Raw genomic sequence first — 13,752 nt, 5'->3', positions numbered from 1 at the left:
TTCTGAACTTGTTTCAGAATCTATTTTTTTAATTATTTATAGCTTCAAAAGCTTCAAAAGGTCTATCTGTTGCCATAATATCTGCGCCTTGATCTTTCCATTGCATATAAAGCTCATCGTCTTTTGCTGCAGCACTTTTATCTAAGTTACCTAAAGTCCCAAGCATACAAACCACATTATTATCATGCAAACGTTTAAATAAAGATACGTCTGAAAGTCGTGTTCCGGTAAAAGCTAACATGTTTTCTGTTGGAATTTCAGCCTCTAAAAGCCTTTCAAATTCTTCATTATTTCTTGCTGAAACAGATAATAATAAATCTGGTGCTAATTGATAAGCTGTTTTCGCTTGCTCTACATTGTAAGTTATTATTATGCTTACATCTTCTGCATTTGCATCGCGTAACGCTTTAATCACATCTTCTTGTTTTACGCTGCGTTTAATATCAATAGTAAGAATGACATTATTTTTATCGCACCATAAAAGTAATTCTGAAAATAATGGAATTTTAAATTCTGTTTCGTTTCCATAGTCATCCACCAAATTAAAGTTTTTTAATTCATTATAAGTTAAGTCGCTTACTTTACCTGTACCTGTTGTGGTTCTATCTATTGAGTTATCATGCATTAATATAAGCTGACCATCTTTAGTTTGCGCAACATCAACTTCATATATCGCATTAATACTATCGTTGATAAACTTTATGCTTTCTAAGCAGTTTTCAGGATAGTTTAACAATCCTTTACCTCCACGATGCACACTAATATTTGGATAATCGGAATGTGAAGCCTTAAACAATTCAATGAGTTGAGAAGTCTCAACATTAGCTGTAACCTCTTGTTCTGTAGTTGATTTACAACTAAAAAAAGCACATACTATAAAAACTAGAAGAAAATGTTTCATATTAAGTCAACTATTAATACCTATTAGGTTTAAAAAAAAGTTATAAAAAAACCGTTTAGTTAAACTAAACGGTTTTAAAAATTATTTTAATAAAGACTATGCTTCACCAACAACGTCGAAAGATAAATCAACTGTTACTGATCTGTGTAATCTTATTGCAGCTTCATACTGACCCAAACGCTTAATGTTACCACCATTGATAGAAATAAATTTCTTATCAACATCGTGACCAGCGTTTTTAAATGCAGCAGCTAAATCTATAGTGGTAATAGAACCAAATAATTTATCTCCCGCAGTTGCACCTGTACCAGCTTTAGCTGTAATTTTAATATCTAAACCTCTTAGAGCATCAGCAGTTTTTTCAGCTTCAGCAATAATAGATTTTTCTTTAAAAGCTCTTTGCTTTAAAGTTTCTTCTAACACTTTTTTAGCAGAAGAAGTAGCCATTACAGCTTGTCCTTGAGGAATTAAAAAGTTTCTACCATAACCGTTCTTAACAGATACAATATCGTCTTTAAATCCTAAATTTTCAACGTCTTGTTTTAATATAAGTTCCATTGTTATGATGTTTTATTTTAATAAATCAGCTACGTATGGCATTAAAGCTAAATGTCTAGCTCTTTTTACCGCTACAGATACTTTTCTTTGATACTTTAAAGATGTTCCTGTTAAACGTCTCGGTAATAACTTACCTTGTTCGTTAACAAAACCTAATAACCAATCTGCATCTTTATAATCTACATACTTGATTCCAGATTTCTGAAAACGACAATATTTTTTAGTCTTAGACGTCTCAATATTTAACGGTGTTAAATATCTGATTTCTCCGTCTTTTTTTCCTTTTGCTTGTTGTTCTATAGATGACATAATTACGCTTTTGCTTTTGCTTTAACTTTAAGTTTCTCTCTTCTTCTCTCAGCCCATGAAATAGCATGTTTGTCTAATTTCACAGTTAAGTAACGCATAAAACGTTCGTCACGTCTAAATTCTACTTCTAAAGGCTCAATTACCTCTCCAGCAACAGTGTACTCAAATAAGTGATAAAAACCACTTTTTTTGTTTTGAATTGGATAAGCTAATTTTTTTAAGCCCCAATCTTCTTTGGATATCATCTTAGCACCTTTAGAAACGAGGAAATCCTCATATTTCTTTACTGTCTCCTTTATCTGATCTTCAGATAAAACGGGATTTAAGATGAAAACAGTTTCATAATGATTCATAATAAATAATTTTGTTTATTGTTAAAACGGCTGCAAAAATACATATTTATTCCATAACTGACAACAAGTTTTACAACTACTTTTATAACACCTATATAACTCCCTAAAAACCACAAATGTTTATGTTAATTTTTACGGTTTGTCGGTAAAATTTGTTTTTTAACCGAATTTATCGTACTATTGTCGATATCTTAACCTAAAATTAATAATGTTATGACTTTAAACTGTGTAGTTGTTGATGATTCTGCGATTCAGCGCCTCTCTATAGTAAAGTTAATTGAGAACCATTCCTCACTTAACCTTATTGCGGAGTACAGCAGTGCGTTAGAAACTAAAAACGGTCTTAATACACATAAAGTGGATCTTATCTTCTTAGATATAGAGATGCCTGTATTAAACGGTTTTGAGTTGCTAGATGTACTCAACAACAAACCCCAAATTATTTTTGTTACTGGTAAAACCGAATATGCTTTTAAGGCATTTAATTATGATGCCACAGATTATCTTCAAAAACCTATCACTAAAGAACGTTTTAATGTTGCCGTAGAAAAAGCTATTGAGCAGCATAAATTAAAATTAGATTTTAATGAAACGGATGGTGAACATATTTTTGTAAAAAGCAACCTTAAAAAACGTAAAGTATATATTAAGGATATTAAATGGATTGAAGCACTTGGTGATTACGTAAAAGTAGTTACAGAAGAAAACAGTCTTGTAGTTTTATCTACAATGAAAGCTTTTGAAAGCGAACTACCAGAAGGTAAATTTTTGAGAATCCACAAATCTTACATTGTGAATCTTGATAAAATAGACAGATTCAACAGTAAGAATGTTGAAGTTGGCGCTTACGAAATTCCATTGAGTCGAAATAAAAAGACTCAATTAGTTGATGCTTTAAATAACATGTAGAACATTTACATTTATACTTTAAGCATTACATTATAATTTTAAAAAATCCTAAGCTACGGCTTAGGATTTTTTGGTTTTAATAATTATCTACATTAATCACCACCCTTACTGGTCTAAATTCTTTAACAGAATTAAAACTATTATCGATTTTCTTAATAGCCTCTTTTGTTTTAACTAATGATTGTTGATGTGGAATTTTAACCAAAACGTTTTTATGATATAAATTTCTTATCCTTGATACCGGTGGAAATTCTGGACCTAACACATTAGATTTAAAATATTGTTTTAAAGATTTAGCGTACCAATCTGCAGCTAAATTTACACGATTATAATCTTTATGCTTAAACGTAATTTTTATCAATCGATATATTGGTGGATATTTAAAATTATAACGCTCGTTCATTTGTTCTGCAAACATTTCTTTATATGAGTTTGTAGAAACTTGCTGCAATATGTTATGATGTGGATTGTAAGTTTGAATCAGCACTTTTCCTCGCAAATCAGTTCGTCCTGCTCTACCTGAAACCTGTGCCATTAATTGATAACTACGTTCATGTGCCCTAAAATCTGGAAAGTTGAGCAAATTATCGGCATTCATAATACCAACTAATTTTACAAATCTAAAATCTAACCCTTTAGTTAACATTTGTGTACCAACTAAAATATCAACTTCACGTTGCTCAAAACTATTTATTATTTTTTCAAAGCCGTATTTTCCTCGCGTAGTATCTAAATCCATACGTGCGACTTTTTTTTCTGGAAATAACGTTTTTACTTCTTGCTCTATTTGCTCTGTACCAAAACCTTTAGTATCTAAAGTAGAGTTTCCACAACCTTGACACGCTTTAAGCATTGCCGAATTGTAACCACAATAATGACAACGCAACTGATCTCTGTATTGATGATACGTTAAACTCACGTCACAATTAGGACATTGAGGCGATGTTCCGCAAGTTGTACATTCTATAATAGGCGAAAACCCTCTTCTGTTTTGAAACAAAATAATCTGAAACCCTTCTTCTAAAGTTTCAGTCATTTCTTCTATAAGTCTGTCACTAAAATGACCTTTCATGCGTTTTCGCTTATACTTATCTGCTAAATCTACCAATTCAATATCTGGCATTACCACGTTATTGTAACGTGTGTTTAATTCTACCAAACCATATTTACCTTGGCTAGCATTAAAATAAGTTTCTAAACTTGGTGTTGCAGAACCTAATAGCGTTTTTGCTTTAAATATATTGGCTAAAACAATAGCTGCATCTCTAGCATGATAACGTGGCGCTGGATCAAATTGCTTGTAAGACGACTCATGTTCTTCATCTACAATAATTAATCCTAGGTTCTGAAATGGTAATAATAAAGACGAACGTGCACCAATTACTACTTGTGCTTTTTCGGAGTTATTGAGCATATTTTGCCAAACCTCTACCCTTTCGTTTCCAGAATATCTAGAATGAAAAACAGCTACTTTCTCTCCAAAATAATCTTGAAGTCTATTCACCAACTGCGTTGTTAATGCAATTTCGGGCAATAAATACAACACTTGTTTTCCTATTTCTAGTTGTTTTTGAATCAGCTGCACATAAATTTCGGTTTTACCCGACGATGTAACACCATGCAATAAGGCGACTGACTTTTCTTCAAAAATAGATTCAACCTCATCATATGCTTTTTGTTGTGCTTCACTTAATCGCTTAGCAGCTGCATCACCTTCTCCATCAAATTGAACACGATCAACTTTTATATGATATTCTTCTAGAATCTGTTTATCAATTAAAGTTTTAATAATGCTAGTGGATGCACCACTTCTCTCAGATAAATCTGAAACTTTAATTGGTTGTTTTATTGAAGCTTCCATTGTAAAAAGCGATAAAATAACCTCTCTTTGTTTTGGAGCTCTACTTAATTCTTCTAATAATTCTTGAAGCTTTTCTTGCGATTTATGATTGTGATGCAACTTTACATAGCGCACCAGCTTTGGTGTATATTTTTCGTAAAGCTCTTCCTGTAGATTTAAAACGCCTTTTTCTACTAAACCATTGATAATAGGCAATACACGCTTTTTATCTAGTATAGAAACTACATCACTAATTTTTAGAGACGATTGACGTTGTAAGGCTTCATATATCAAGAATTCTTCATCTTTTAATTCCGATTCGTTAATAGTTACTTTTTCATTCTTAGAGATGACCGTTTCACTTTCTAATAAAAAAGCATTTGGCATTGCTGCTCTTAAAACTTCACCAATACTACACATGTAATAATTTGCAATCCACTCCCAATGTTTTAACTGATTTTTTGTAATTACCGGCGAATCATCTAAAATTTGATGAATGGTTTTAGCATCATAAGCCGTTGGTGGATTTTGATGAATTGTATACACTAAAGCTGTGTAAATTTTACTTTTACCAAATGGAACAGCCACACGCATTCCAGGTTTTAGGAATTGGGATTCTGCTTCGGTAATATGATATGTAAATGCCTTTTGAAGCGGAATTGGTAGAATGACGTCTATAAAATGTAGCATTATTTAATACGTTTCCAATATTGAGTTTTATAGAAAAAAGCTAAATAACCTCTTACCTGCAAAGTGTCTTCATCATCTTCAAATTTTAAACGACAATCGTATGTTTTTCCGTTTTCAGGATTTAAAATGGTACCATCTTCGTAAACGTCATCATTCTTAGACAAACCATCAATAATAATTAACCCAATTATTGGTTGATTTTTTTTATCACCTTTACATTGATTGCAAAGTGGGTTATTGGATTTTGGATTTATTAATTCTATAATTTTTCCATATATTTTTCCATCGCTTTCATAAATTTCAATAATAGACCTTGCTTTTCCTGTACTATCATCTATGGTTTTCCATTTACCTAAAACAGATTGCGCTGAAAGAAATGAAAACATAAAGAAAACTGAAAAAAGTACTAAAATATTTTTATTCATAATTAAAAATTAAAAGCTTTGTATACCAAAAGTAATAGGTTTAATTAAAAAACCATCCCTTTATGAGATGGTTTTCGATTTAAAAAAGCATGTGGCTTACAAAGTTTAATATTTATTAGTCGTTGTAATAAGGAATTTCTGAAAAACTTCCGTTGGTAATATTGTACGTTATATTAGTATCGTCATCTGTAGTTTTAAAACTAAATGTTCCAGAAATTGTTTCTGCAGATGCATTAATTGCTGAAATATGCAATGTTGCACTTACCGTTTGATCTGCATCAATATTTGTAGTGCTATTATCACTTTCAAATGCATATGAGCCAACTATTAAATCGGCAGACGAAGTAAATGTTGCGCCAGATATGATATCCTCTGGACTATCAATAAAAACAACCACTCCAATAGCAGTAGTTTCTGAATTATCTGAAACACCATCTGTAGAGGCTGCTACACTAAAGGCATAAATAGTTTCTGTACCCACAGATTCCGTACTTAGTAAAGCACCTAAAGAATTAGGTCCAAACTCCCATGTTTTTGTTACTCCATTAATATCTGCTTTAACCACACCTGCATCTTCAATAAATTGGTTAACAGCATCTTCTACATCACAACTAATTAATGTAATGGCCAATAAGAACAGTACTATTTTTTTCATAATGCAAAATGTTAGAATTTATAATTTAAATATTTTTTTTAGTGAAGCCGAGTCTTTTTTTACTTTAGTACTTGGCGTTGATTTATTGTCCGTTCTATTAACTTTAACAGTTTTTATCCTAGAATTTACATTTGAATTTTCTTTGTTTTCTACAGTGACATTGACTGGAATATTAGCTATTGTCCCACCAGATTTTTTATCTGCTAAAGCCCTTAATTTTGCGACCTCAGAATCTAATGCTCCAAAATAAACTTTATCGTAAATTTCAATGGCTTCCTTGTAGCGTTCTTGCTCTTCTAATACCCATGCCAATAACATGAGTTCATGTCTGGTTGAAATTGTATTTTCGCTATTTGGATTTAATTCTAAACTTTTAGCTATATCTGCTTCTGTTTCTTTAATGTTTCCTAACTTAAAATGTACTTTTGCTCTCATAAAATAAGCGGTTGCACTTGGCGTTAATGCTACCATTTGGTCGTATTTTTCTATTTCATCTTCTTTAGCATTTTCGCGCATAATGAGTAAGCTACTGGTTCTTAAAAAATTAATATGTTTGTAATAAACATCGCAGCTATATATTAATTCTGAAGGCATTGCTAATAATAAATCTTTACGCGCTAATTGACCTTTTAAAAATTTTTGCTGTGTATCTTCTTCTATAATAGATGCATCAATTTGTGTGGCATATTTAGGCAATGTTTCTCTTAAACACCTTTTAAATGCATTTTCTGTAAGTACGCGTTTTAGACTTTCTTCTTCTAAACAATTACATACATCTGACCTAAAAGCGCTTTTATAATTTTGCGCATTAACAAATGATAAATTCAATACTAAAAGAATATAAATGATATTAGTTTTCATTTAATTTTTAATTAAAATTAGTCTTCCTCTTCATCTTTTGTGCCTACAAAATAGGTCTTAACAGCTGTCATACAAAACCTTAACGCTTTTTTTGAACGATTTAAATTTAGCGTAGCCTTAGCTTGTTTCATAAAAGAAGCATCACTAATATCATCTACAATATCTGGGACTTCTTGCCATAGACTATCAACATTTCGTTCTGCACGTTCTATCAATTCATCTTCAATTTCTACTGGTACTTCTACGCCTGCTTTTGTTAAACTATCGTATACAAACACCTTATGATAAAGTTCAAAAGAATGATTTACAAAATTATCTACGCTTTTAATCTTAGAGCTTCGTTTTGGTGGTTTTAGCCTATTTTCTTGCGACCAAACGGTACTCACAGAAAGAAACATAACCATTAAAAAAAAGGCGATTAGATTATACGATTTTGAATTAATTGTTTTCATATTGAGAGATTTTAATACCTTAATCATAATTTATAATACCATCCATAGTTAAAATGGTTTCATTGTCTACATTTATTACCGTTGTATTACTAAATAACACCTGTTTGTTTACTTTATCTACGCTAAAACCAGAACCGCAATCTGTATTATTTGCAGCGCTAATTGCTGGTGTAGCACAGACATATCTATACTCAACTCCATTTTTTAAAATGGTCATTGAAATTGTTTTTTCTGCTGAAGCATTGTCATCAGCATCAAACTGTGCGGCAACAATAATAAAGGCATTTGCATAATCTGAAGATTCTAATTCTCCGTTTTCAATCGTTGTATTTTTATCTAAAAGTACTACTGAACTAGATGTACCTGTTGTATCTAAAGCGTCAGAATCAATATTGCCAACAACTAAAGCGGTTCCGATTAACGAAGTATCTGTTCCTGATAATTGAATTGACCCAAAAACATCAGAATCCGAATCATCACTACTTGAACAATTAATGGAGAGTAATACAAATAAAGCGAGCATAAAAAAATTGCCAAAGCTATTTATTTTCATAATTCTAATTGGTTTACTATTTGTTTAATAATTTAAAGTAACTTCATATCTCGTTTAGAACCAACAGACAACCTATTATCGTTGGTTCTGAATATATTAACGTTTAACTTGTAGCGTTTTTTTGACTTATAATTACTATTTTTAACCTAGCTATTAACCAAAATTATAAATGAGAAGACTCCTAACCATCCTCTTTTTAATGACTTCACTATTTTGTATTTCTCAGAATAAGATGCTAGACTCGTTAGAAAATGTTATCGATAATTACAAAACACAAGACACTAATTATGTAAACCTTAGAATTAAGTATGTTGCAAGAAAAATGTTTTTAACTCCAACAGATAGTACCTGGCGAGCATACAATCTTAAAACCTTAAAGATTTCTGAGCAACTTAATTATCCTAAAGGCATTGGCATATCTTATAATAATTTAGGGATAATTAAACACTACTTTCAATCTAAACCAGTAGAAGGTTTAGCTTACTACCAAAAGAGTTATGCCGTATTTGAAAATGAACCAAAATTTCAAAAATATGTAGTTGGAGTACTTACTAATATTGGGCTTATATATTTAGAACAACAAGAATACAACAAAGCTCTAAAAAGTTTTAAAGCCTTATTGCATAACCCAGAAAACAAAAGTAAATTCAATACAGAATTTTATATTGCTAACGTTTTTGGTGAAGAAAAAAAATTAGATTCGGCTATATATTATTATAAAAAAGCTCTTGTAGGTGCAGAACAGATTAATCGTCCGTTATACATTGCAAATATTAAAACTAATCTAGGTTTAATACAAACTAATGCTGGTTTTTTAAAAGATGGCTTAACAACAATGAACGAGAGTTTAGATTTAATTGAAACCCATAACATTGAAGGTCTACGCGTTACAGCCTATACAAATGCAGCAGAAGTCTATTTAAAAAATAACGATATTGAAAAAGCAGAATACTATGCAACCAATAGCTTAAAACTAAATAAAGGACTCCAAACTTTATCTACAAAAAACAGTGCGTTGGCAACATTAGCAAACGTATATAATGAAAAAGGAGATTATAAAAACGCATTAATTACATATAAAGAGCATATAATATTAAGAGATAGCTTAATCAATGCTGACCAAAAGCTTGAAATTTCAAGAAAAGAAATTCAATACCAAGCTGATAAAGATAAAGCCATTGCTCAAATAGAAATTGAAAGACAAAAATCCATAAAAAACACATCTATCATTGGAGGTTCTGGACTTGTATTAGCCTCAATAATTGGTTTTATTTTATACCGAAGAAAACAAGAAGCCGTTTCAAAATCTAAAGAAGCTGAGTTTAATGCTAAGGTATCAGATACAGAATTAAAAGCGTTACGCTCTCAAATTAATCCACATTTTATTTTTAACTCCTTAAACTCTATTGGTGATTATATTCTTAAAAACGACACACAGTCTGCTAGTGATTATTTGAGCAAATTTGCCAAACTAATGCGACTGACTTTAGAGAATTCAGAAAAAAAGGAAATACTGCTAAGTGAAGATATTTCACTACTAAGAACCTATATGGATATTGAGCGTAAACGCTTCAACAATAAATTTAATTATACTATAAAAATAGATTCTGATTTAGATGAAGATAACATTTTGGTTCCTCCAATGATTTTACAGCCTTTTATTGAAAACAGCATCATACATGGATTGTCACAAAAGGATAATTTGGGCCAATTAAAAATCGTTTATAAAACGGAAAACAACATGCTTATTTGTAGGGTTGATGATAATGGAATTGGCAGAAAAAAATCGGCAACAAATAAGACTAATGAAGATAATAAATCTATGGGAATGTCAATTACTAAAAGTAGAATTGAAATTATAAATAAATTAAAAAACACCAACGGAAATATTGAAATAATAGACAAAACTGAAGGTACAAGAATAAACGTTTCACTACCTATACAACTCGCTTTTTAAAATGATAAACACTATTATTATAGATGATGAAAAGCATTGTTCAGACCGTATTTTAAGCCTCATTGAGCAACATCCAAACACGTTTAATGTTCTCAAAGTTATTGATAACGTTTCTGATGCTTTAAAACTAGTTCCTCAACAACAACCAGATTTAGTTTTTCTAGATATTAAAATTCATGATAAAACCGGATTTGATTTTTTACAACAAATAGGGACTATTAATTTCAAGGTGATTTTTACAACTGCCTTTGACAATTATGCTATTAAAGCCTTTAAATATAGTGCCATTGACTACTTATTAAAACCAATTGATTCAGATGATTTTAATGCTTCTATTTTACGTTTAAAAGAAAACATATCACATCAAAGTATGGAGCAACAACTCCAGAACTTGTTTAAAAATCTAAAATCAAATCAAAAAAAAATTATTACAATTCCGTCTTTAACTGGATTCGAAACATTAAAAATTGAAGATATTATTCATTTAGAAGCAGATACAAACTACACTCATATTTTTACAAAAGGTGGAAAAACAATGGTTTCTAAGCCTATTAAGTTTTATGAGGATTTACTAGATGACACCATGTTTTTTAAAACACATAAATCGCATCTAATTAATTTAGAACATGTTAAAAAATACTTTAAAGGAAAGCAAAGTTATGTACTTATGTCTAACGATGCCCAAGTTCCAATTTCAGTGAGAAAAAGAGAAGCGTTTTTGAAACATTTTATTTAATTAAATCCTCAATATCCTTCAATTTAAATGCCTTCTTAGCCTTAGGGTGTTTTCTTAAAAATTGAAGTGAAGCATTTAACTCATAACCTAAAAGCAAAATATTAGAGTTGAGCCATAGATAAAGCAGTAGAATTAACAAACCTCCAATTGAACCATATAGCTCATTGTACTGCGAGAAATTATTAATGTAAATTCCAAAGAGAAATGACGTTAAAATGATAAGAAGGGTGGTTAATAAAGCACCTACAGAAAAGAATCTAGATTTACGTCCTTCTCTAGTACCAAAATAATAAAGGGTAGCTGTTGCTAAATAAGTCATTACAACAAAAAACATATACTTAGCAAAAATCACCCAACCGACACCAGAATTGTCCTCAGACACCATTTCTTTATTGATACTTTCATACAAAGGTTCTATTATATATATCTGAAAATACCCTAAAAAAGCAACAGTCAACAAAACTAAAATCGCTAAAATTAAAGCAATCCCTAATGCAAAAATATATTGTTTAAAAACGTTACGCGTAAGTTGCTCATGGTACGAATTTTCAAAACCAGAAAAAACTGCATTGACACCATTTGCCATTAATAACATAGATAACAAAAACACAGAAGACAAGAGTCCTCCTCCATTTCCATTTATATTTTCAAAAATATTAGAAAAGAAAAAATCTGAGGTTTGTGGTGGTAAAAAAGAGTTTAGAAAATCTAAAAATTCAGCCTGAAAATTATCTATTGGAATATAAGGTATTAAAATAATCACAAATAATAAAAACGGAAATATGGCTGTAAAGAAACTGAAAGCAATAGCACTTGCTCTTGTGGTTAAAGCACCTTTAACAATTCCCATAACGTATAACTCCAACAAATCATAAATAGATAAACCTTCGAATCCTGGTAATCTAATCTGCTTAAAAAAGCGTACAATTATATTTAAAACCGGAATCTTATCTAATTTATCTTCTATGTGTTTAGTCATGTTTTAGCTTTTAGCTTTTGGCAAACAACCTTTAGCTTTATAACAACCTATTGTTCTATACTGCTTTTAAGCTTAAATCTTTATTATAAACTGAATGGGTTAACGCACCAGATGAAATAAAATCTACACCACATTCTGCGTATTTTCTCAATGTATTTTCATTAATTCCACCAGAAGATTCTGTCAGACATTGGTCGCCAATTAATTTTACAGCTTTACTTGTATCTTCATAATTAAAGTTGTCAATTAAAATTCTATAAACACCTCCACAATCTAAAATTTCTTTAATTTCTTCAAGATTTCTAGCTTCAACTATAATCTTTAAATCTCTGTTAGTATCCTTTAAATATTGCTTAGTTAAATTAATAGCTTTAGAAACACCACCTGCAAAATCAATGTGATTATCCTTAAGCATAATCATATCGTACAAAGCAAACCTATGGTTTTCACCACCACCTATTTTCACAGCCCATTTTTCAAGCGCTCTAATACCAGGTGTTGTTTTACGGGTATCTAAAATTTTGGTTCCTGTGCCTTCTAAAATATCTACAAATTCTCTTGTTTTAGTAGCAATTGCACTCATACGTTGCATAGCATTTAACACTAAACGTTCTGCTTTTAGTATCGATTGTGATGCTCCTTCTACATAAAACACAATATCACCATGTTTTACTCTACTACCATCCTCAATTAAAGTTTCTACTTTCATATCAGCATCAACGTAAGCAAATACTTGCTTTGCAAACTCCACTCCTGCAATAATCCCTTTATCTTTAACTAATAATTTCGCTTTTCCTTGAGCTGAAGCAGGAATACAAGCTAATGAACTATGGTCACCATCACCAACATCTTCTCTGATAGCATTAGAGATTATTAATTCTATTTCTTTATCGAATTGTGCTTTTGAAATCATATAAATACTAATTTGATGTAAAAATAGGGATTGAAATTTGAAAATTTAAATAAATCTATGGTCAGTTCGAGTGAATTTATGAGTAAAACGAATAAATTTGTGTAGAGAACCATCTAACTAGAGACTTCTCAATACAATTGCGCAAAAAACAAGAATCACTCATAAGTGACAAAACAATGAATATAAAACTCATAGCCATAGGTAAAACCGATAATAAAAACTTAATTGCTTTAATTGCAGATTACACAAAACGTCTTGGCTTTTATATAAAGTTTGACTTTGAAGTGATTCCTGATTTAAAAAAGGTCAAAAATTTATCTGAAACCCAACAAAAGGAAAAAGAAGGAGAACTTATTTTAGCAAAAACTCAAACGTCTGATGTATTAGTCCTACTCGACGAAAACGGAAAGCAATTTGACTCTGTTGCTTTTTCTGGCTATTTGCAAAAACACATGAACTCTGGGATAAAAACTTTAATCTTTGTTATTGGTGGACCTTATGGATTTTCCGATGCGGTTTACAATAGAGCAAACGGAAAATTGGGATTATCTAAAATGACGTTTTCGCATCAAATGGTACGCCTATTCTTTATAGAACAATTATACAGAGGGTTTACAATTCTTAGAAATGAACCTTATCATCATCGCTAAAAACTACAAAC

General features: G+C 30.8%; 16 protein-coding genes. 4 read left to right on the top strand and 12 right to left on the bottom strand.

The window, feature by feature from the left end; all coding sequences use genetic code 11:
* Window positions 1-28 precede the first annotated feature (28 nt).
* The 4 genes from Q0807_RS05770 to rpsF all read right to left on the bottom strand — a co-directional run bounded on the left by Q0807_RS05770 (window position 29) and on the right by rpsF (window position 2,121).
* Window positions 29-901, bottom strand: a complete 873-nt coding sequence (locus Q0807_RS05770) for a glycerophosphodiester phosphodiesterase family protein (protein WP_299107428.1) — start codon at window positions 899-901, stop codon at window positions 29-31.
* Window positions 902-997: 96 nt separating this feature from the next.
* Window positions 998-1,459, bottom strand: a complete 462-nt coding sequence (gene rplI / locus Q0807_RS05765) for a 50S ribosomal protein L9 (protein ID WP_299107426.1) — start codon at window positions 1,457-1,459, stop codon at window positions 998-1,000.
* Between the two features lie 12 nt (window positions 1,460-1,471).
* The gene (gene rpsR, locus Q0807_RS05760; protein WP_173280593.1) at window positions 1,472-1,771 is read right to left on the bottom strand and encodes a 30S ribosomal protein S18; all 300 of its coding nucleotides are present in this window, start codon (window positions 1,769-1,771) and stop codon (window positions 1,472-1,474) included.
* Window positions 1,771-2,121: a 30S ribosomal protein S6 gene (rpsF, locus tag Q0807_RS05755; protein ID WP_299107424.1), complete on the bottom strand. Its 351-nt coding sequence runs from the start codon at window positions 2,119-2,121 to the stop codon at window positions 1,771-1,773. Before rpsF ends, rpsR begins: the two co-directional genes overlap by 1 nt.
* Window positions 2,122-2,334: 213 nt before the next feature.
* Here rpsF and Q0807_RS05750 point away from each other — a divergent pair, with 213 nt between their 5' ends.
* A complete protein-coding gene (locus tag Q0807_RS05750) occupies window positions 2,335-3,030 on the top strand; it encodes a LytTR family DNA-binding domain-containing protein (protein ID WP_020894444.1) in 696 nt (231 codons plus the stop codon).
* 76 nt (window positions 3,031-3,106) lie between these two features.
* Here Q0807_RS05750 and priA read toward each other — a convergent pair whose 3' ends face one another.
* The 6 genes from priA to Q0807_RS05720 all read right to left on the bottom strand — a co-directional run bounded on the left by priA (window position 3,107) and on the right by Q0807_RS05720 (window position 8,506).
* Window positions 3,107-5,560: a primosomal protein N' gene (gene priA, locus Q0807_RS05745; protein ID WP_299107417.1), complete on the bottom strand. Its 2,454-nt coding sequence runs from the start codon at window positions 5,558-5,560 to the stop codon at window positions 3,107-3,109.
* Entirely contained in the window at window positions 5,560-5,985 is a 426-nt protein-coding gene (locus Q0807_RS05740) for a DUF2147 domain-containing protein (protein ID WP_299107415.1), read from the bottom strand. The genes priA and Q0807_RS05740 overlap by 1 nt, the downstream gene beginning before the upstream one ends.
* Before the next feature lie 115 nt (window positions 5,986-6,100).
* Entirely contained in the window at window positions 6,101-6,640 is a 540-nt protein-coding gene (locus tag Q0807_RS05735; protein ID WP_299107413.1) for a DUF6252 family protein, read from the bottom strand.
* A gap of 18 nt (window positions 6,641-6,658) precedes the next feature.
* Window positions 6,659-7,501 carry a tetratricopeptide repeat protein gene (locus Q0807_RS05730; protein ID WP_299107411.1) on the bottom strand — a complete coding sequence of 281 codons (843 nt, stop codon included), beginning with the start codon at window positions 7,499-7,501 and terminating at the stop codon, window positions 6,659-6,661.
* 17 nt (window positions 7,502-7,518) lie between these two features.
* Complete coding sequence (locus Q0807_RS05725; RefSeq protein ID WP_299107410.1) at window positions 7,519-7,953, bottom strand: hypothetical protein; 435 nt, start codon at window positions 7,951-7,953, stop codon at window positions 7,519-7,521.
* Between the two features lie 19 nt (window positions 7,954-7,972).
* On the bottom strand, window positions 7,973-8,506 hold the full coding sequence (locus Q0807_RS05720; RefSeq protein ID WP_299107408.1) for a hypothetical protein: 534 nt from the start codon (window positions 8,504-8,506) through the stop codon (window positions 7,973-7,975).
* Window positions 8,507-8,675: 169 nt separating this feature from the next.
* Between Q0807_RS05720 and Q0807_RS05715 the strand changes: the two genes are divergently transcribed.
* Both Q0807_RS05715 and Q0807_RS05710 read left to right on the top strand, forming a co-directional pair.
* Window positions 8,676-10,463 (top strand): histidine kinase, encoded by a 1,788-nt coding sequence (locus tag Q0807_RS05715; RefSeq protein ID WP_299107406.1) that lies wholly within the window; start codon window positions 8,676-8,678, stop codon window positions 10,461-10,463.
* Window position 10,464: 1 nt separating this feature from the next.
* Window positions 10,465-11,199 (top strand): LytTR family DNA-binding domain-containing protein, encoded by a 735-nt coding sequence (locus Q0807_RS05710; protein ID WP_299107404.1) that lies wholly within the window; start codon window positions 10,465-10,467, stop codon window positions 11,197-11,199.
* Here the strand turns inward: Q0807_RS05710 and Q0807_RS05705 are convergent.
* Both Q0807_RS05705 and nadC read right to left on the bottom strand, forming a co-directional pair.
* Entirely contained in the window at window positions 11,192-12,178 is a 987-nt protein-coding gene (locus Q0807_RS05705) for a YihY/virulence factor BrkB family protein (RefSeq protein ID WP_299107402.1), read from the bottom strand. The two genes, Q0807_RS05710 and Q0807_RS05705, sit on opposite strands and share 8 nt — an antisense overlap.
* A 55-nt stretch (window positions 12,179-12,233) precedes the next feature.
* Complete coding sequence (gene nadC, locus Q0807_RS05700) at window positions 12,234-13,091, bottom strand: carboxylating nicotinate-nucleotide diphosphorylase (protein WP_299107400.1); 858 nt, start codon at window positions 13,089-13,091, stop codon at window positions 12,234-12,236.
* Between the two features lie 176 nt (window positions 13,092-13,267).
* Here nadC and rlmH point away from each other — a divergent pair, with 176 nt between their 5' ends.
* Window positions 13,268-13,741, top strand: coding sequence for a 23S rRNA (pseudouridine(1915)-N(3))-methyltransferase RlmH (gene rlmH, locus Q0807_RS05695; RefSeq protein WP_299107398.1), 474 nt, complete (start codon window positions 13,268-13,270; stop codon window positions 13,739-13,741).
* Window positions 13,742-13,752: the final 11 nt, after the last annotated feature.

Source organism: uncultured Winogradskyella sp., from assembly GCF_947495255.1.
Lineage (GTDB): Bacteria > Bacteroidota > Bacteroidia > Flavobacteriales > Flavobacteriaceae > Winogradskyella.
This window is presented reverse-complemented; position numbering and strand designations above follow the sequence as displayed.